Source organism: Brasilonema octagenarum UFV-OR1 (assembly GCF_963888615.1).
GTDB classification, from domain to species: Bacteria; Cyanobacteriota; Cyanobacteriia; order Cyanobacteriales; family Nostocaceae; genus Brasilonema; species Brasilonema sennae.
The window spans coordinates 1-18,669 of record NZ_CAWPKW010000020.1 but is presented as its reverse complement, the minus strand read 5'-3'; the positions used below and the strand labels follow the sequence as shown (position 1 = coordinate 18,669).

The 18,669-nt window shown below is 41.5% G+C and carries 15 protein-coding genes; 8 read left to right on the top strand and 7 right to left on the bottom strand.

Going from position 1 to position 18,669, the window contains the following annotated elements; genetic code table 11:
• The first annotated feature begins 239 nt into the window (after nucleotides 1-239).
• The 3 genes from AC5590_RS00985 (at nucleotide 240) to AC5590_RS00975 (ending at nucleotide 4,467) form a co-directional block, all read left to right on the top strand.
• Nucleotides 240-1,313 (top strand): ATP-grasp domain-containing protein, encoded by a 1,074-nt coding sequence (locus AC5590_RS00985; RefSeq protein WP_169267936.1) that lies wholly within the window; start codon nucleotides 240-242, stop codon nucleotides 1,311-1,313.
• Nucleotides 1,314-1,397: 84 nt separating this feature from the next.
• A complete protein-coding gene (locus AC5590_RS00980; protein ID WP_169267935.1) occupies nucleotides 1,398-2,771 on the top strand; it encodes a folate/biopterin family MFS transporter in 1,374 nt (457 codons plus the stop codon).
• A gap of 202 nt (nucleotides 2,772-2,973) precedes the next feature.
• Nucleotides 2,974-4,467 carry a carotenoid oxygenase family protein gene (locus AC5590_RS00975; RefSeq protein ID WP_169267934.1) on the top strand — a complete coding sequence of 498 codons (1,494 nt, stop codon included), beginning with the start codon at nucleotides 2,974-2,976 and terminating at the stop codon, nucleotides 4,465-4,467.
• Between the two features lie 143 nt (nucleotides 4,468-4,610).
• Here AC5590_RS00975 and AC5590_RS00970 read toward each other — a convergent pair whose 3' ends face one another.
• Together AC5590_RS00970 and AC5590_RS00965 are read right to left on the bottom strand one after the other, a co-directional pair.
• Nucleotides 4,611-5,048, bottom strand: a complete 438-nt coding sequence (locus tag AC5590_RS00970; RefSeq protein WP_169267933.1) for a DUF6918 family protein — start codon at nucleotides 5,046-5,048, stop codon at nucleotides 4,611-4,613.
• A 311-nt stretch (nucleotides 5,049-5,359) separates the two neighbouring features.
• Nucleotides 5,360-5,818 (bottom strand): C6orf136 family protein, encoded by a 459-nt coding sequence (locus AC5590_RS00965; RefSeq protein WP_169267932.1) that lies wholly within the window; start codon nucleotides 5,816-5,818, stop codon nucleotides 5,360-5,362.
• A gap of 24 nt (nucleotides 5,819-5,842) precedes the next feature.
• Between AC5590_RS00965 and AC5590_RS00960 the strand changes: the two genes are divergently transcribed.
• Complete coding sequence (locus AC5590_RS00960; RefSeq protein ID WP_211178692.1) at nucleotides 5,843-6,130, top strand: DUF4386 family protein; 288 nt, start codon at nucleotides 5,843-5,845, stop codon at nucleotides 6,128-6,130.
• A gap of 135 nt (nucleotides 6,131-6,265) precedes the next feature.
• The gene (locus tag AC5590_RS00955; RefSeq protein ID WP_169267931.1) at nucleotides 6,266-7,477 is read left to right on the top strand and encodes an LLM class flavin-dependent oxidoreductase; all 1,212 of its coding nucleotides are present in this window, start codon (nucleotides 6,266-6,268) and stop codon (nucleotides 7,475-7,477) included.
• Nucleotides 7,478-7,529: 52 nt separating this feature from the next.
• On the opposite strand, the gene AC5590_RS00950 is transcribed toward AC5590_RS00955, so the two are convergent.
• Together AC5590_RS00950 and AC5590_RS00945 are read right to left on the bottom strand one after the other, a co-directional pair.
• Nucleotides 7,530-8,681, bottom strand: coding sequence for a glycoside hydrolase family 10-like protein (locus AC5590_RS00950; protein WP_169267930.1), 1,152 nt, complete (start codon nucleotides 8,679-8,681; stop codon nucleotides 7,530-7,532).
• Between the two features lie 7 nt (nucleotides 8,682-8,688).
• Nucleotides 8,689-9,504 (bottom strand): DUF1206 domain-containing protein, encoded by an 816-nt coding sequence (locus tag AC5590_RS00945; RefSeq protein ID WP_169267929.1) that lies wholly within the window; start codon nucleotides 9,502-9,504, stop codon nucleotides 8,689-8,691.
• 209 nt (nucleotides 9,505-9,713) lie between these two features.
• Here AC5590_RS00945 and AC5590_RS00940 point away from each other — a divergent pair, with 209 nt between their 5' ends.
• Nucleotides 9,714-10,580 (top strand): alpha/beta fold hydrolase, encoded by an 867-nt coding sequence (locus AC5590_RS00940; protein ID WP_169267928.1) that lies wholly within the window; start codon nucleotides 9,714-9,716, stop codon nucleotides 10,578-10,580.
• Nucleotides 10,581-10,833: 253 nt separating this feature from the next.
• On the opposite strand, the gene AC5590_RS00935 is transcribed toward AC5590_RS00940, so the two are convergent.
• Nucleotides 10,834-13,035, bottom strand: coding sequence for a caspase family protein (locus AC5590_RS00935; protein WP_169267927.1), 2,202 nt, complete (start codon nucleotides 13,033-13,035; stop codon nucleotides 10,834-10,836).
• 109 nt (nucleotides 13,036-13,144) lie between these two features.
• A complete protein-coding gene (gene sat, locus AC5590_RS00930; protein ID WP_169267926.1) occupies nucleotides 13,145-14,332 on the bottom strand; it encodes a sulfate adenylyltransferase in 1,188 nt (395 codons plus the stop codon).
• 482 nt (nucleotides 14,333-14,814) lie between these two features.
• On the opposite strand from sat, the gene AC5590_RS00925 reads away from it, so the two are divergent.
• Nucleotides 14,815-16,245: an ATP-binding protein gene (locus AC5590_RS00925; RefSeq protein ID WP_169267925.1), complete on the top strand. Its 1,431-nt coding sequence runs from the start codon at nucleotides 14,815-14,817 to the stop codon at nucleotides 16,243-16,245.
• Between the two features lie 92 nt (nucleotides 16,246-16,337).
• On the opposite strand, the gene mnmA is transcribed toward AC5590_RS00925, so the two are convergent.
• Nucleotides 16,338-17,405 (bottom strand): tRNA 2-thiouridine(34) synthase MnmA, encoded by a 1,068-nt coding sequence (gene mnmA / locus AC5590_RS00920; protein WP_169267924.1) that lies wholly within the window; start codon nucleotides 17,403-17,405, stop codon nucleotides 16,338-16,340.
• A gap of 159 nt (nucleotides 17,406-17,564) precedes the next feature.
• On the opposite strand from mnmA, the gene AC5590_RS00915 reads away from it, so the two are divergent.
• Nucleotides 17,565-18,407 (top strand): SPOR domain-containing protein, encoded by an 843-nt coding sequence (locus AC5590_RS00915; RefSeq protein ID WP_169267923.1) that lies wholly within the window; start codon nucleotides 17,565-17,567, stop codon nucleotides 18,405-18,407.
• Nucleotides 18,408-18,669: the final 262 nt, after the last annotated feature.

Genomic DNA, 18,669 nt, shown 5'->3' with positions numbered 1-18,669 from the left:
GGGAGACCCTCCTGCAGTACTGGCTCTCCAACGCAGTGGCTCCCCTCCCGCAGCAGTGGTCTCACCGCCCACGGCGCTGGCTCCTGATAACGGTTAAGTGTCAACTGTCAACTGTCAACAGATCTCAAACGATAATGTGCAATCTTTAAGCACGACAGCTTATTTTCTCATCGTTTTCAGTTAACTTAACAAAAGAAATTAATAAAGTGACTAGCCATAAAATTTTCAACCATGACATTATGGTCTGCACCGATCAGCGTTTGATCGGTAATCATCTTTATTCTGGTAGGGTGCTAGGCTTGACTGAACCAGAGGATATTATTCAGTTGTGTCCCGATTTAAAGTCACAATGGAATATTATTACCGAACATTACAGACGAATAGGCTTAAGCCATAGCACAAATATCATTTGGGATGTTTCATACAAAATATTGGAAGACTATCCTCAATATAACGTTTCCCTTTTTTTCTTCGGCAATGCTACAAGTAAAGTCGGTTGTGATGAAGATAGGTTTCGCCAGATAGATTCCGACTGGTTGAACACAGTGAAATTTATAAACTCCAAGAATAACTTTATACAACTTGCACAAGAACTTGGAGTCAGCGTTCCTCTAACGTTTTGTTTTGAAAACAAAGCTGCTATCAAAGATTTCTCTAAATTTCCCTACCCGTGTTATTTGAAAACTGCTATTTCCGTGAATGGTGTTGGAATTAGCCGATGTGAAAATCAACAACAGCTTGACGAAGTTATCAAAACGTTTCCCGATGAAATACCTTTGCAAATTCAAGAAGAAGTTGCAACTTTATCCTTTTTAAATGTGCAATACTCTGTGGAAGGGTCAAAACTTCAACGTCTTGCCATCACTTCTCAAATTCTTGATGGTTACGCCCATATCGGCAATCGTTATCCTAGTAAGCATCAACCTTGGGAAACCGTTGAACCAATAGCTGAGTGGATAACGCAACGTGGTATAAAAGAAATCTTTGCTTTTGATGTTGCAGTCGTGGAAGATGCAACAAACGAAACGCGTTATCTGGCAATCGAGTGCAATCCACGCTTCAATGGCGCATCATATCCCACAGGTATTGCCAAAAAGCTCAATATCCCTAGTTGGAGTTGCGAAATGTTTAAAACGCAATATCGCTCACTTGAAAAGCTTGATTTGAGTGATATTGAGTTCAACGAGAAAACCAAGACAGGTGTTGTGATCATCAACTGGGGTACTGTTCTGGTTGGAAAAATCCTTATCTTGATTGCTGGAAATATCCAACAGCAGCATGAACTCACAGCCAAATTAAAAGAGCGATTATGAGTGGGTGATACACTCCCGACGCTCCCATCACGAAAAAATCGATATGATATGTAAAAGTAGATAAATCTTAAAGATTGTTTATCAATGCTGGTTTCCTCCTCTGCCTTGTCCAAGGTCAAAAACTCAGTCAGGGAAAAAGTTTTTTTAGGTTATGAACCTACTCCTGAGTTACTGGGAATTCTTACCGTTTACTTTGTTCAAGGCATTTTAGGGCTGGCGCGTCTTGCTGTCAGCTTTTTCTTGAAAGATGAACTCTTGCTCACTCCGGTTCAAGTTGCAGCTTTATTTGGCGTAGTTAGTCTACCTTGGATACTCAAGCCACTGTTTGGTTTTCTCTCCGATGGCTTGCCTATATTCGGTTACCGACGGCGTCCATACCTAATTCTGTCTGGGATATTAGGAGCGATTTCTTGGATAAGTCTGGCAACAATAGTTCACACAGCCATAGGCGCTGCGATCGCGATCGCACTTAGTTCTCTGTCTGTTGCTGTCAGTGATGTGATTGTTGACTCATTGGTTGTCCAAAGGGTAAGAGGTGAATCACAAGCACAAGCAGGTTCTCTCCAATCCTTGTGTTGGGTTGCTTCAGCCTTAGGAGGGTTGATAACAGCTTACCTCAGCGGTATACTCCTAGAGTATTTCACCACCCGGACGATCTTTTGGATTACTGCTTCATTCCCGCTTCTGGTGTCTGTTGCGGCTTGGTTGATTGCTGAATCCCCTGTGAGTAAAGACGCAAGCATTGATGATGATTCAGATTTCGTGTCAGTTAGGCATCAACTGCAAGAACTACGCGCAGCCGTTAGTCAAAAAGCAATTTGGTTACCAGCAGCATTTATCTTTCTTTGGCAGGCTACACCAACTAGTGAATCAGCTTTTTTCTTCTTCGCAACCAACGAACTGCACTTTGAACCAGAATTTTTGGGACGTGTACACTTGGTGACAAGCATTGCTTTGCTTGTTGGTGTTTGGATTTTTCAACGTTTTCTTAAAACCGTTCCCTTTCGCATCATTTTTGCTTGGACTATTGCCCTCTCAGCAGTATTAGGAATGACCATGCTGGTGTTAGTGACTCATACTAACCGTGCTTTGGGTATAGATGACCACTGGTTTAGTCTTGGTGATAGCATAATTTTAACTGTGATGGGGCGAATAGCTTATATGCCATTTTTGGTATTAGCGGCGAGGCTTTGTCCGCCTGGAGTGGAAGCGACTTTATTTGCCCTGTTAATGTCGGTGAGCAACTTGGGAGGACTAATTTCACACCAATTCGGGGCAGTGTTGATGTATTGGCTGGGAATTACCGAAACTAATTTTAATAGTTTGTGGGTGTTGGTCATCATTTCTAACCTCACCAGACTGCTACCATTGCTATTCATCAACTGGCTTCCTGCTGCTGACTCTCAAACTGATACACCAACAACACCAACTTCACAGCCAGCTTTGACACCACCATAACAACCAGCTTTAACAAAGAGTGTTTTTATCTGAATTCATATCTGAGTTGATAGTACAACAACCAGAGTCTGAACAACCAATTGAATAGCAACAGAGTGGTTAGTCGTTGGTAAAATCTACTAAAAAAGAACAGCTAACCGCTCTTGTGTTCCTAATCAAAAATCCAAGATTTCCAATTCAAAATTTCAAGTCCAGAATTGACATGCAAAGTTTTCAACTTTACGATCAAGCTTCTACAGTTCCAGCAAAACCCTACAATCGTGGAGATTGGCAAAGAGGATATGAATCCCTAGAGCAAGAATTTGATTATTGGATTGATGATGTAGAAGGACAAATTCCGCAGGAACTGCATGGTACGCTGTTTAGAAATGGTCCTGGTTTGTTAAATATCAAAGGGCAACGGATTCATCACCCTTTTGATGGAGATGGGATGATTAGTCGTATCACCTTCTCCAATGGTCGTGCTCACTTCCGCAACCGCTTTGTCCGTACTCAAGAGTATTTGGAAGAACAAAAAGCTGGCAAAATCCTGTATCGAGGTGTTTTTGGAACCCAAAAACCCGGTGGTTGGCTGGCTAATGCTTTAGATTTCAAACTCAAAAATATTGCCAATACTAATGTGATTTATTGGGGCGGTAAACTGCTAGCACTGTGGGAAGCCGCTGAGCCTTATCGTCTTGATCCCTACACTTTAGAAACTTTGGGCAAAGAATACTTTAACGGTGTGTTGTCAGAAGGTGAAGCATTTTCTGCCCATCCCCGCGTTGACTTTAGTAGTGCTCAAGATAATGGTGCGCCAAGCCTTGTCAACTTTTCTATCAAACCGGGATTATCCAGCACGATTACAATTTTTGAGCTAAACACTGAGGGTAAGGTTGTACGACAGCACGCCCATAGCGTTCCAGGATTCGCCTTTATCCACGATTTTGCCATTACCCCCAATTACTGTATATTCTTTCAAAATCCTGTCAGCTTTAATCCCATACCTTTTGTATTGGGAATGCGTGGTGCAGGGGAATGTATTAAGTTTCAGCCAGAACAACCCACTCGCATTATCATCATTTCGCGTAACCCGAAACAAAAGGGAGTTAAAATTATAGAAACGCGAACCGGCTTTGTCTTCCACCATGTCAATGCAATTGAGCGGGAAGATGAAATTGTTATTGACTCACTTTGCTACGAATCTCTCCCAGAAGTACAACCGCAAAGTGATTTTCGACAAGTAGATTTCGATGCTCTCAAGCCAGCACAATTATGGCGTTTTCATCTTAATCCCAAGGATCAAACAGTGCAGCAAGAGTTGTTGATCAATCGGTGTTGTGAATTTCCCACCTTACATCAACAAAACGTTGGTCGCCCATATCGTTATTTATATATGGGTGCAGCTCATGCAGAGACTGGTAATGCTCCATTGCAAGCATTTCTGAAAGTGGATTTGGAGTCAGGAAAACAACAACTTTGGAGTGCTGCACCGGGTGGATTTGCTAGTGAACCTATTTTTGTTCCACGTCCAAACTCTCAAAGCGAAGATGATGGTTGGGTGCTGGCTTTGGTTTATGATTCCGAGTACCATCGCTCAGATGTGGTGATTTTAGATGCCAAAGATTTCCACAAAGGGCCTATCGCTAGATTGCATCTCAAGCACCATATTCCTTATGGGTTGCATGGAAGTTTTACTTGTGAGTGCTTTGTCTAATTTCGCTTGTTAACTGTAAAGCATGTAAGCGTATAGTTTGAGAATGCTCTTGGTATCTATTTGGTATAACTGAATCCAAGCTTTGCAAATCATTGAGATTGGGGGGAAAACCCCAATCTTATTGATAACTACTTAATACCTACTCAGTTCTTAGTATGGTTATCAATTATCTTAGCTAAGCCAGGTACCGCCTCTTCCACATGCTTCTTAGCTGAATTGCGGAGTTTATCATATACACCTCGCAAAGCCTTATTGTTGCTTTTTTCTATTTTTGCGTCGGTAATGCTGAGTATTGCATCCGCTGTACGAGAACTGTTCTGGGTGAGGTGTTGGACTGGGTTGCCTGACTGTATGCCCTCACTCCAAATGGGATCAATTGCCGTCAATGATTGTGGCAGAAGCATTGCAACGGCGTCAGCACAATAATTAGGCGCAAACCCCTTTATGGCTGTGTAACCGGCTTTAAAAGCCAGACCAGAAACCCCTTGCATTGAAGCAACTTGCTGATCCATCAACTTGGTGCAGTCAGCCACAACCATATTCTTTTTACTAGGGTTTAACAGATCGTCGCTAAGTTTCATTTCGATTCTCCTTAAAGTAACAGCACTTAATTTTTATTCAACTAATTGTCCGAGCTACCAGGAAATTACAGAAGATGTTATGAGGTTTATACCAATTTTCTATGGGGAATTGGTATGAAATGATCTTCATAAACTTTTTCATGTTATAGCATTCTCTGTAAATTTCTACCAATTCTCCATGAAGATGTTCTTAATTTAGCCCTTAGACGGTTACGGCTCACTAAAAGTAAACTCCGAAGGGCTTTGTATGTCTACTTGAGACACGGCATTGCCGTGAAGAATACTGAGTAACACAAAAAAGCAGGATAGTGTCAACTTGAGAACTTCATAGAATTTTTATCGCTCATATCTGCTCCCTTGCGGAAGAATTGCTGCAAAACCTCACCTGGTTTGCGATCCCAAGTGTCGATATGTTCGTAAATTAAACCCTCTTGATTGAGTTTGTAAGTTGAATAGCCGTTGAAAAACACTCCAGCTTTCCAAGGAACGCGCAAAACGCCCCTGACTGTCCACTTAGCCAAAATTATGTCTTCGGCTGACTGATAGACTTCATGTAAGTCAAAGTAGATTCTCGTAAAAAATAGCTGAGCATGAAATCGTAAAGTCCAAAAGATAATGCGATAGTTCAATTTTCCTTTAAATTTGTTGACAGGATCTTGAAAGTAAATATCTCGTGTGTAGATGTCGTAGGAAATATCGTTTTGAAAAAGTGTTGGTAAATCGTTTTTAAGAGTTTCAATATCTTTTTCCACTTGCAATTTATATTCCATGCGATCGCTCCTAAAAAATGAATTTTGTTACTGTTGAAGTCATCTGTATGTCTGTGGCGTTTTTCCTGTCCATCGCTTAAAGGCACGGTGGAACGCACTGGTTCAGAAAACCCAGCAAAAAAGCGACATCATGAATTACTGATTTTAACTTGGTTTGTCTTTGGTTTAACGGCATTGCTGTTTATTCCAGTCTGTGTCTTACTTCACAAATTACTGGGACGCGAAGATACGCTGTATCTTACCGCCGCCATCCTGACGAGGGTGCTTTCCGGTGTGCTACAGTCTTTCGCAGCGAAAACTAGTAGTCCTTAATCGTTAAAACCCGTATTTTTGTTTTCTGTAAAACGCTTATTCAACGCAAGTACCATGAGGGATGAAAACACGGTTTTTAGAAATTATGTCCTACTAGTCTAAAACTCCACAGACGAATAGACTAAAGGAATTTCTATGAAGTTTGATGTCTTCTTCTCCATCTGCCAAACAGAGATTAGCGGTTACCTTCCCAATGAACGTACCATGTTCCATAATTTCTTTGACCAAGTGAGCCATGCAGACGAGCTTGGTTACGAAATAGCTTGGGTGGCAGAGAGTCATCTTTCATGTGAAGTTCAAAAGCATAATCCAAATCCCGTTATTCCCAATTTCAAAAGCGAGATTGGTCTCAATACCGATATTCTCCAGTTAGCCCATAGAATTTTTGCTCTTACAAAACGCATTCACGTAGGTTCAGCCATTCGCAATATCCTTGTCAACGGTGGTCCGATAGCTCATGCTGAAGCCGTGAAAACATTTCTCACTCTTCATGAGTTAGACGAAGCTGAAAATCGTCTTATTCACCTCGGTTTTGCCACTGGACGTTTTCCCTTTTCCAGTGCTGCTTATGGCATCGTTCCCCGTTCTGCTGTCGAAAAAGCAGCTTGGCATATAATCAGGGTAAAACTTTTTCAAGAAGCCACCGAAATTTTCCTACGCTTTCTCAGAGGTGATATTTTATCATCACAGGATGTCAGATCCAAAATTATCAAACGTGAAGACTTCAACAGCGATCAGGAATGGTCAAAAGTTCTTCAGGCATATGGTAAAGAAGTGAACCAGATCGAAATTCCCCCTTTCTGGAATTTTGACCGTATTGGTATTATCCCTGCTCAAGCATCTCTCAATCTGTTGCGGTTAATTATTGGTTCTCATAACCCTACAACTCAGGAGTTGGCAAATACTATTTTGCCTTGTAGAGTTTTTAACCTTTCCATCACGCCTGAAGCACACATTGAAGAAACTCATCGACGCATGAAAACCAAATTTCATCCAGATGGAGGGGAATGGCAACGTTGGTATATGCCACGCACCGTTTTGGTTTTTATCGATAATACTCCCAAAAAGTCTATTGCTCAAAGACGGGCAATAGCTCGTGAGAGAGCCAATCAAGCGCTGCACGCATATTGGCAAGCAATTGAGGGAACGCTTGACCCACAAAAGATCATCAAAGCTACAAACAATGCACTAGTTGGAACTCCAGAGGATATCGTTCAACAAATACGAGAACGCTTTCATCCAGAAGATCGTCTTATGCTTTGGTTTGACTTCTTTAATCACAATAACGAAGAAGTTAAAGAAAGTATGACTCAATTTATGAAAAATGTTTGCCCTTATTTTGATTAATAATATCATGGCTTAATTAGTAATGAAGCGGACATGATAGAAACAAGATTCTTCAAACAATATTTTTCAAAAACCTCAGTAACCGCTGCCCAATAGAAGATCTTTTCTTGCTCACTCTATCTTGATTTAAATCTAACAGAGAAGGAAATACAGCAGACTGGGCATAAGGACCTTTTCGCAACACCTCAGCTAAGGCGTTGTTTTCTTCTCGTAAACCTTCGTAGAAAAAGAAGACTTCCCCAGAAATTCCACAATCACGGTTATACTCAATAGCCTGCAATAAGTGCTGTGAACTTATCCGGTAAGAACCAATTTTCATCAGAATTCCTGGTGCTAACTTGGATAGAGTATTATCTGTGAATTGCTCGTTTACTAATTTATCAATAATGCTTTTATAAGAGAGAAAATCACGACGATAGATTTGGGGATGGATCATATCTACTAGCCCTCGTTTCAACCAAGTGGGCGAGTCTTGTAAGTATTCTTTATATGCCCAGTCGTGAATATTCGGAGTTATTGATATTAACAGGTTAGAATTAATCGCTTTGACTTCTTGATAAAGGCGGGCAAGAAATTCAGTGAGAATATCGGCACGCCACTGCAACCATCTTCCATCTTTGAAGTTTTTTGGCGGATTCTCACCAAACTGCTGACGATAGCGTTCTTGAGTTTCTCTGTCATAGCCGCCTTCACTAGGGAATGCAGGCAGACGGTCATCACCTTGGATACCATCTACATCATAATTTTTTACGACTTCCAATATTATATTTAACATGAAATCTTGAACTTCTGGATCAAGGGCATTGAGCCACTCAAAGCCATTTTTTTTCAACAAATTCCCTTGACTATCACGGGCAGTCCATTCAGGTTTTTTTGCCAGCAGTTGTCCACCATTTAAATTGTAGGAACTGGCGAATCCATATTCAAACCAAGGAATGATTTTTAACCCCACCCGCCGCGCCTCTGTAACGACTTCCGCCAAAGGATCGCGTCCTACAAACTGTGGGTTGATTTCTGTATTAAAGGTTTGATGCATCAATTGACTAGGATACATTGTCGCCCCTTTGTTCCAGACAACAGGGAAGACAACATTAAATCCTGTCTGGGCGAGGAAATCCATAGCTTGTGCAATGTTTTCTCGGGAATTGAAAACTTTGCTATCTGTTGTAGGTAACCAGACACCGCGTATTTCTACTTTTGCCATACACTTTTCAACGTGTGACTACCCGACGATAGCGTGCCTGAATTACCATGTAAACACCATAGGCAACTAAACCCAGCGCCACGATACCCAAAAGCCAAGGACCATAAGGTTGTTGTGCTAGTGTCTGTAACACCTCACTTAAACCTCCTGCTTGACTAGCGTCAGACTGAGTTGCTGCTTGAATTAAAAACCAACCAGTAATACAGAAGACTATTCCTCGGGCTACTAAACCAAATCTAGAAATACCCATTACTAACTTGCGTTCTGAATCGTCCAATTCATTCAAATTTAAATTTCTCAGAAACTTACTACTAAAGGCTTGATAGAACTGATAGAAACCCAAACCAATAACAAACGCCCCCCCAGCACCAACTAACCATTGACCAAAAGGCTGAGAAAGTAATCTTGCTGTCCAATCTTGTCTAGAGTTACTGTTACCACCACTGTTAGAACCGAGAATAATCTGCACAGCACTCCAAGCAATACCAGCATAGATCAAACCATTGATTACATAACCAACTCGCTGTACCAAACCTTTAGCATCTGTCCCTTTATTTTCTGGGTCGTTTATTGCCTGTACAAAACGAAGAATTACGTATCCAATTAGTCCAATTGCCACTAAAGCTAGTAAAAACTCTCCAAATGGCTGATTGACAATTTCCCGGAGAGCGCCTTTAGTATCAGTTATTTTACCACCACTGCTAAATGCCGCCTGCGCTGCCAATAGTCCAACGAGCGCGTAAACTATTCCTTTAGATATATAACCAAATCTGGCTAGTCTCTCAATCCATAAAGAATGATGATGTGTGAGTTGGTGTGTCATAAGAGTTGGATTTAATCATGGCTAAGTATTTAGCAGATTTTCTCCCACACATACATCTATCAAGAGAGGAGTTATCAATTATTGAATTAAGAATGATTGAAAACTGATTTTCTTTTCAAGTTTTTATTTCATATGAATAATTTTCCGATATTAGTTATTATTAATACTTGTATTCAGAGTTCCATTATCTAACTAGAAGAGTATAAATTATGTCTGTACTAGAAGGTTCATGGCAGCATAAGTATATCACTGCAAACGGCGTGAAATTGCATTACGTTACTCAAGGGAATGGTCCTTTAATAGTAATGTTGCATGGCTTTCCTGAGTTTTGGTACTCATGGCGATATCAAATACCAGAATTTGCCCAAAACTTTAAAGTGGTTGCCCTTGACTTGCGTGGCTATAACGACAGCGAAAAACCTAAGAACCAGTCAGCCTATGTGATGGATGAATTTGTTAGAGATGTTGAGGCACTTATTAAAGGATTGGGATACGAAAAATGTATTTTGCTGGGACATGATTGGGGTGGTGCGATCGCCTGGAATTTTGCTTACTCTCATCCCCAAATGCTAGAGCGTTTAATTGTACTCAATCTGCCTCATCCCGCTAAATTTGCCGAAGGCTTACGCACTCCTCAACAGTTGCTACGTAGCTGGTATATATTCTTTTTTCAATTACCAGGAATACCGGAATTCCTCATACAATCCTTGGATTATCAACTGATTGAAAATGCATTTCAAGGTATGGCGATCAACAAAAGTGCTTTCACTCAAGCGGATCTTGATGCTTACAAAGATGCTGCTGCCAAACGTGGTGCTTTGACAGCAATGTTGAGCTATTATCGCAACATTTTTCAACAAAGAATAGTTAATCAAAGTTGGGGCGTTTTGGAAGTACCAACGTTGATGATTTGGGGAGAAAACGATACTGCCCTTGGTAAAGAATTAACCTACGGCACTCAAGCTTATGTGAAAAATTTTCAAATCAGATATATTCCTAACTGTAGCCATTGGGTACAGCAGGAACAGCCTCAATTAGTCAATCATTACATACGAGAGTTTTTGGGAGAACATTAGTTAAAAAAGAACTCAGAACCCAGCCCGTTCTGACAACTGTGTTCTGGGTTCTTTTTGTTCAGATAAAGAGAATTAACTCTTGGAGATGAGATTAATTTTAATACCAGCACATATAGCAGTCGCCAGGTAGATTAGGACACGAACTAATCAGAAAACACCGTCACCAAGAGACTTTCAAGTTTGTTCCCTCTTAAGCGTTCCCTGCTATATATTGTTCGTCAGGCAGAGGAAAAACTTAATGCAAGCCTGAAAGCTAGCAATTTTGTTCAACCACCTGATAAACAAAACTAAGACTTGCCCAATGATTCACATCCAATATATAGGAATCAGTCGTTGTAGTGTTCGTATCCTTGATTGCACTGGCATTATGTAAATCTTGTAGAACAGCTTGTACGACTTCTAGGGGGTTTGTCAAGGGCTGAATACGGTGCTGTTCTGCTTTGGGATACTTAGCAGCTTCTAAAGCAGCGAGGGACTGGGTAAAAGGTGCAGTACTAAAAATAAGTTGGGTTTCACTTAAGGAAGTTGGTGCTTGCACAACCCATTCAAAACCTGAAGTCGTTTGTGGTACTGTTAAAGTTTCTCCTGGGGAGATAACTATATCTTTGGCGACTAGTTTGGTTTGCGATGAGTCTGCTTCAGTATCTTTGTACCAGGGCACCAAGGCGATCGCAGTTCTACTGCTATTTAATCCTAGCAGCATCAGATAAACAGGGCGCGAGCTCTTGTTTTCCACTCGATACTGTATCTTACTGCCAACGCTGACAATGGGAATATCACCAAGTTCAGGATTGAATGACTTGTTGTTTGATGTTTGAGTGGTTTGGTTTGGCAGTGTTTCTCGTTGTATGACTGCCCTAGGTGTTAAAGAACCTATGATCTCTAATGTTGCCTTAATCCCCAAGCGAGAAGATCCTGTATTTTGTGTTAGTCCCCATAATTTTGCCGCCAGTAAAGTTCCTAGTTTTGGTTTTAACCGCTGTGCAGCCACCTTCACTGCTTCTTTAGCTTCTCCACCATTGCTTGGAATTAACTCGCCACCAACAGAGAATAAACCGTAAGGACTCGAAGACGCAGCTGTAGAGTTTGTCGCTGCTAAATCTTTGTTATTCGCTTCAGGTACTCTCCCAAACAAATAATCTGCTGGTTGTTCTCCGGTGACTACGCTTAGTAAATGGGTGGCGGTTGAAAAGGCACTTGTTGCATCCACTCGTTCAATTCTTTCGAGTCCATTCAGGGCGACTGTTAAACCAATATTTCGGGGTATAACTCGCACAGCTTCCTGAACAAGTTGTCCGACTTGGGGAGATGTTGTACCATCAGAACTCAAAATTTGCGCTTTTGCTGTTAACCCAGCACGCGATTTCAAAATCAGCTGTATGTTCGATCCTTCTTTTGTAATGATCGTGAATCGTGAATTGACTCCGTAGTATTCCAGTACTTGTGGAGGTAGTCCTCCTAGCCAGATAGTGGTTGTTTTTCCATTGTCCTCCACTCCTGTAACCACTCCTTCTGCACAGGCGCTGTTTGGAAGCAAAATATTTCCAATCGGTGTACGAGAAAGCTGACTTTTGCTATCTAGCAATAAAGCTGGTTGCTGTTTTGTACTACCTAACTGCTGAATAGAACCTGCCACATAAGACAAACAGACTTGAATTGTTGTTGCTGGTATGGCTTGCCATAAATACTGGGTTAAAGCATAAGTAAATAATCCCGCACTAAAACCAGAAAACTGCTCCTCCCTTGCGAATTCCTTGGGGGTAGAGGTTGCGCAAAGCACTATAACTGACTTTTCACTCTTGACTTTTGCTTGTAGCTGTTTTTGCAACTCAAGTTCTTCTGGTAACAAGATGGCTTGTTCTGGTTGTGGGAGGGCGCGAATTTTTAGGTTTGTTAATAAAGAGGTGGAGGGAGTATAGTAGCTTGTATCTAAGACTGCTGCTACATGCTTTGTGGCAAGCGATCGCAACATCAGCAACAGAGTTTCTTCTAATAAATAGTTGACTTTTTTACTTTCTTGTCCATCTGTCTGATTAAATAAAACAAGAGCGTTTTGCTCTGTTTCTTGCATTTCTAATGTGACACGACTGCCATAGCCACTATAGTGGAAGACAACTACATCATCAGGTTTTGCTTGGTTAACCAGATGCTCAAAAAAAGTTGTCTGAATGGCAATTCTAGTCGCTTGTTCATTAGTTAACGAGATAATATCAGAGGGTTGGAAACCAAAGCGGTGAATCAAAAGTTCCCTTTGAAGTTCCACATCAGTTAAACAACCGCTCAAAGCTGGAGATTGTGGGTACTGATTAATCCCGACTAATAAAGCCAATTTACGCGGTGCAGATTGTGCTAAAGCTTGATAATAGCGGCTTCCTAATGTCAACCACCCAGTTTCAATCGCACTCAACACCCCAAATATAGAGCCAAAACTTTGTAAAAAGGTTCGCCGCTTCATAACTTAAGTTAGTTAACTATCAGACCTCAGTCCATCAGCTATAGCTTAAAGGTCTGAGGTCTGAGTGTAAAGCAACTTTTTACACTTTATTATCTACCTTTTGTATGGTTTAAATATCGTAAGTATGAACTGCTACTCGCATTGCCCGTGCCAATTCTGTCGCCACTTCTGGACGAGTAAATTCTGGTGGAGGTAACTCGCCTCGGCGCAGCATTTCCCGCACTTTTGTTCCTGAAAGATGAATCCGTTCTTCTGGAAGACTAGGACTTGTTTTATCTGTCGCCATTTGCTGGGTACGCAGACAGTAAAAGGCGTGTTCAAACATCATCGGTACAATGCCCAATTCTTCCGGCTTAAACTCATCAAAGATGTACTGAGCATCATAAGTGCCGTAGTAATTTCCTACGCCAGCATGATCCCGTCCGACGATAAAGTGAGTGCAGCCGTAGTTCTTGCGAATCAAAGCATGGAAAATTGCCTCCCGAGGACCAGCATAACGCATAGCCGAGGGATTAATTGCTAAAAGGACGCGGTTATGTGGGTAGTATTTTTCCATCAAAATTTCGTAACAGCGCATTCGCACATCTGCGGCGATGTCATCTTCTTTTGTCGCTCCTACCAATGGGTGCAAAAATAGACCATCCACAATTTCTAGGGCGCACTTTTGGATATATTCATGAGCGCGGTGGATCGGGTTGCGAGTTTGGAACCCAACAACAGTTTTCCAGCCCAATTGCTGAAACACCTGCCGAGACTCGACGGGATCAACTTGGTATTTTGGAAACAGAGGATGAGATTTGCGTTCTAATAACCACACATCACCTGCTAAATTTACAGAACCTTGGTTGTAAACTACCTGTACACCAGGATGCCTTGAATCATTGGTTCGATAAACATGAACCGCTTCACGGGTCTTGTCGTAGTGATATTTTTGTGTTAGTTCTAATACTCCGATATATTCACCAGCAGGATTATCTAAGCGAATCAAATCACCTTCTTTTAAGGAAGCGGCGACTTCTTCACTCACCGAAAGTGTAACGGGAATTGACCAAACAGTACCGTTGGCGAGTCGCATTTGAGCAACAACGCCGTTATAATCCTCCTGGTTCATAAAACCAGTTAGTGGACTAAAACCACCAATTGCAATCATTTGCAAATCTGATACTGCTCGTTCATTAAGTTGAACTCGCGGTAAAAAGTCGGCTTTTGAAAGAAATACTTGTTTTTGCTCAGGTGTAGCGATGCGATTCACCAATTGCCCACCGTGAGGGGCTATGCCATCGTAATGATAACTCAAGGCTGTCCTTTGTTTGCGATAACTACATTTTTTTTTAATCTATGTATTAACTTATCATTTTCCGTTTCGCAGATTCTGAGAGAAGTTTCTAAAGTTGGTGTAGAATCTTCTTAAATACCGTTATTGACGGCAGAGTTCAGGTAAAGTAGTTTTTTTCACAATTTCGCTGTAGGTCTCCGGCTATAACGATGCTTCGGCTGCGCACTTCGACGCCGCTCAGTGCAAGCTCAGCAACAACTTCGTTTAGCACCACAGCCCAAGGCTCTTTGGCGCAAAGTCATTAACTGCTAGGACACAACATAAAATTCAGAAATTGCGTAAGTAACGCTTTCATTTAACCGAGCATCTATCCTGAGTCCTGATCTCATTGTTTACAAGCTTTTCAGCAGTTCAGCTTTTTCTCCTATTAATATTTTTACGGTTTGCTACCACTGTGTAAAATACCACCATAAACCTTGGTTGAAGAGTAAAGGATTAAGAATATGGCGACTACATTCGTTTTGACCAATCGAGTCTTTACGAATGCTAATGATAGCAAGTTGGCATCTGAGTTAACTTTACAACAGTTACAACATTGGGAGATTTGCTTTGAATTATCTCATCCAGCAAGCAACTTGATTAAGTGTTTTGAGGAAGAGCCTTTGTTGCCAGGAGTGATTTTAACAACGAATCAACTCTATGTTGGGATGATCTCGCGGCGGAGGTTTTTTGAGAAAATGAGCCAAAATTATAGTTTAGACTTATATTCTCAGCGACCTGTGGAAACTCTCTACAGAATCCTCAAGCAAGTGGTTTTCACACTTGATGAGGAGACGCCCATTATACAAGCAACCCAATTGGCACTACAGCAAACGCCTGAATTTCTTTATGAGCCGATTTTAGTGACTAATGCTTCTGGAAAGCATCGATTAATCGATTTTCAAACCTTACTCCTAGCCTACTCGCAAATTTATGTCTCAACACTTGCCCAACTACAACAGGTAGAAGAACAATCCAAAATAGCCAGTACAAATCTACGTGAGCTTGAGCACAAATATAACCAATCAGTAAAAAAAGAAAAGAATCAAAAAGTAGCTGCCTTGAGACAACTCGTTGCTGGTATTGTCGAGCAAATCAACAAACCCGTCATCTTTATCGCTGGTAACCTTATCCATGCTAACCGTCATATTCAAAAGCTACTTCAACTCATTAACCTCTACCAACGCTACTATCCTGAACCCGCAGCAGAAATTCAAACTGCGCTCAAGCAAACTGAACTGGATTTTTTAAAAGCTGAACTCCCCAATCTCCTAACCTCTATCAAGAGTGAGTCCCAGCAGATGTGGCAGATTGTCCACTCGTTGCAAAGTTTTTCCTACCTTGATAAATCTGAGAAAAAAGCAGCTGACATCCATGACAATATTGATAGTGCTCTGCTTGTTTTAGAAAGTCGTCTGAAACCTTACATACACAGTCAAAGTATTACTCTGGTTCAGAAATATGGAAGACTTACTTTGGTGGAGTGCTATGTTGAGCCACTTAAACAGGTTTTCATAAACATCCTCACTAATGCAATCGATGCTCTTGAGGAGAAAATGAAAAATAGCAAGTCAACTGTTGAGACAAAACAAAAGCAGAACCCTCAAGATCAATACCCAAGCTTGGTGATCCGAATCGAAACCCAGATGTCAGATTCTCTTACTGATGTAGTCATTCGCATTGCAGACAACGGATCTGGTATGACTGAGGAAGTCAAGCAGCAAATATTCCAGCCCTTCTTCAGCACTAAATCTATCAGTAAAAAAGTTGGATTGGGACTGTTTATTAGCTACCAAATTGTTGTTGAAAAACACGGTGGTCAGTTGGACTGTATCTCTACTCTTGGAGAAGGGACTGAGCTCATCATTAAAATTCCACTTTCTGCACAGGGTTGAAACAGTTATCAGTTATGAGTTATCAGTTATCAGGTAGGAAACAGACTCGTCCACCCGTTGTTCACTGCGATGCACTGAGCTTGTCGAAGTGTTCACTGTTCACTGTTCACTGTTTGCTCAATTATCCCACCACCTAACACCTTCTCCCCTTCGTACCACACAGCAGCTTGTCCGGGAGTAATGCTGAATTGAGGTTCATCAAACACTAAGCGAACACGAGAGTTTTCTAAGGGAATAACTGTGACTGGTACAGGAGTGGAACGATAGCGAATTTGAACTTCCGCCAGAATGGGAGTTGATGGTTCAGCAATGGATACCCAATTAACCCTTTCTACAGTACATTCTGGTTCGGTTACTTTGGTGCGATCGCCCACAATCACCCTGTTATTCACTGCATCCAATGCAATCACATACAGTGGTTCAGCTGCGGCAATACCTATACCTTTACGTTGCCCAATTGTGTAATGATGGACACCATCATGCTCACCCAGAATCTTGCCTGAAGTATCAACAATATCTCCTTTTTTCGGCGCAAGATACTTATCCAGAAACGCTCGCATTGAGCCGTTACTTTCCACCAAGCATAAGTCTTGGCTTTCTGGCTTATCTGCTGTTTTCAACTTGTATTCATCAGCCAGACGACGAGTTTCGCTTTTTTGTAACTCTCCTAGTGGAAATACACTTCCTGCAAGTAACTCTTGCGACAAATCATAGAGAAAGTAGGACTGGTCTTTGTTGCGATCAAATGCACGCAGCAATTGGTAGCGTCCAGTAGCGGGGTCATGTTGAATGCGAGCATAATGACCAGTGGCAATGCGATCGCACTCCAAATTTTCCCGCGCGTATTGCAACATCGGACCAAATTTTACAGTTTTATTACATTGTGAACAAGGCAAAGGAGTGATCCCAGTACTGTAACCATCTACCAGGTAATCAATGATATTAGTTTGAAAGACGTCCCGAATATCAACAATATGATGGGGAACACCTAGCTGTTCACAGATATAAGCTGCATCAATCATACCTTCAGAGCAACACTGACCTTTCCCTTTCATCAACCAAAGGGTTAAGCCAATCACTTCATAGCCTTGATGGTGCAAAATGGCTGCTGCGGCAGAACTGTCAACGCCTCCAGAAAGACCAACTACAATTTTGTTCATAAAATAGTTCGCTTATTGTATAAAATAACTACATAAATCAGGGTGTTCTAGATTTTGGATTAAATCACTCGGTCATTTTTTAGTCAAGAAAATCATTAAAAATTTTGCTACTAATTTGTTGCTAATAATAATATGGTCAGTGCAATACCGAATCAGATTATGGCATTTATTAAATTGAGCCAACCATCTTTGATTTTGCGTTTGCTCTTAGGAGGATGGTTAGTTTTTTTATCTCAATCTAACCTAGCATATGCCCAAGTCAATCCTAGCGAAGTTTTCATCGCACAGCGATCAGTGTATGATGGTGTTCCGCCTGCACCTTCAAACGAACTACCAGCAGTACCGTTCGGTTCACAAGGTTATACAGTTCCTGAGGTGAATACATCGTCCCAACGTTCTGTTGAATTTGAAGCACCTTCTTATGGATCTAACCGTGTTTCTGTTCCCTATAAAGTGTATATTAGTGAAAATGATTATGGACTAAGACGAGGAACACGTCTGATTCCAAGAAATGCTTTTAGACAGCGGTTTGGAAGACGTTCCGTCATTCAAGTAGGTGCTTTCAGGACAAGAGAAGGAGCGAGAAGCCTAGCCAGACAACTGGAATCTGACGGCGTATATTCTGCAAGAGTTGTTTCTAGCAATCAAGTTGTCTATAACGAACAGAACGGACGGAATGAACCCGACGTTCCCTATAATTCTGGCAGAGGCGATTATAGAGATGATTATGGTAGAGGCGACTCTGGTAGACGATCTAGTTACTACTATGTCGTTTTTCCTGCAAACTCGAAAGAGTTACCCTACTATAGAAACGAGATTAGAAGCTACCTAGGACGAAATGTTTACCCAGGTTCAAATGTATACGTCATCCCCAGACTTGAACCGCGAGGACCACATATAGCAATTGGACCTTTTGTCAAGCGTTGGGAGGCAGAAGAATGGAATAGCTATCTGCGCAAGGATTCAAGATTTGGTAATGCTAGGGTTTATTACGGTAGGTGAGTATTGTAGTTTAGAAGATGTTTCTTGTTCCTTCCTGTACATACCGAATCGCTCAAAACCTCACCCTCGCTTTTCGCTACGCAAAAATCTTTCCCTCTGCGAACTCGCGGAGAGGGATGCCCGACAGGGCAGGGTGAGGTTCCAAGATTTTGGCTAATTCGAGCACTTATCTGTACACAGTAGCATTAGGACTTATATCATCTACCGTGTACATACCGAATCGCTCAAAACCTCACCCTCGCTTTTCGCTACGCAAAAATCT

Excerpts from the sequence above, each read along its gene's own strand:
- AC5590_RS00950 (WP_169267930.1), bottom strand. The coding sequence starts at position 8,681 with ATGGCAAAAGTAGAAATACGCGGTGTCTGGTTACCTACAACAGATAGC.
- AC5590_RS00915 (WP_169267923.1), top strand. The coding sequence starts at position 17,565 with ATGGCATTTATTAAATTGAGCCAACCATCTTTGATTTTGCGTTTGCTC.
- mnmA (WP_169267924.1), bottom strand. The coding sequence starts at position 17,405 with ATGAACAAAATTGTAGTTGGTCTTTCTGGAGGCGTTGACAGTTCTGCC.
- AC5590_RS00945 (WP_169267929.1), bottom strand. The coding sequence starts at position 9,504 with ATGACACACCAACTCACACATCATCATTCTTTATGGATTGAGAGACTA.
- AC5590_RS00925 (WP_169267925.1), top strand. The coding sequence starts at position 14,815 with ATGGCGACTACATTCGTTTTGACCAATCGAGTCTTTACGAATGCTAAT.
- AC5590_RS00975 (WP_169267934.1), top strand. The coding sequence starts at position 2,974 with ATGCAAAGTTTTCAACTTTACGATCAAGCTTCTACAGTTCCAGCAAAA.
- AC5590_RS00965 (WP_169267932.1), bottom strand. The coding sequence starts at position 5,818 with ATGGAATATAAATTGCAAGTGGAAAAAGATATTGAAACTCTTAAAAAC.
- AC5590_RS00955 (WP_169267931.1), top strand. The coding sequence starts at position 6,266 with ATGAAGTTTGATGTCTTCTTCTCCATCTGCCAAACAGAGATTAGCGGT.
- AC5590_RS00935 (WP_169267927.1), bottom strand. The coding sequence starts at position 13,035 with ATGAAGCGGCGAACCTTTTTACAAAGTTTTGGCTCTATATTTGGGGTG.
- AC5590_RS00970 (WP_169267933.1), bottom strand. The coding sequence starts at position 5,048 with ATGAAACTTAGCGACGATCTGTTAAACCCTAGTAAAAAGAATATGGTT.
- AC5590_RS00985 (WP_169267936.1), top strand. The coding sequence starts at position 240 with ATGGTCTGCACCGATCAGCGTTTGATCGGTAATCATCTTTATTCTGGT.
- AC5590_RS00940 (WP_169267928.1), top strand. The coding sequence starts at position 9,714 with ATGTCTGTACTAGAAGGTTCATGGCAGCATAAGTATATCACTGCAAAC.
- AC5590_RS00980 (WP_169267935.1), top strand. The coding sequence starts at position 1,398 with ATGCTGGTTTCCTCCTCTGCCTTGTCCAAGGTCAAAAACTCAGTCAGG.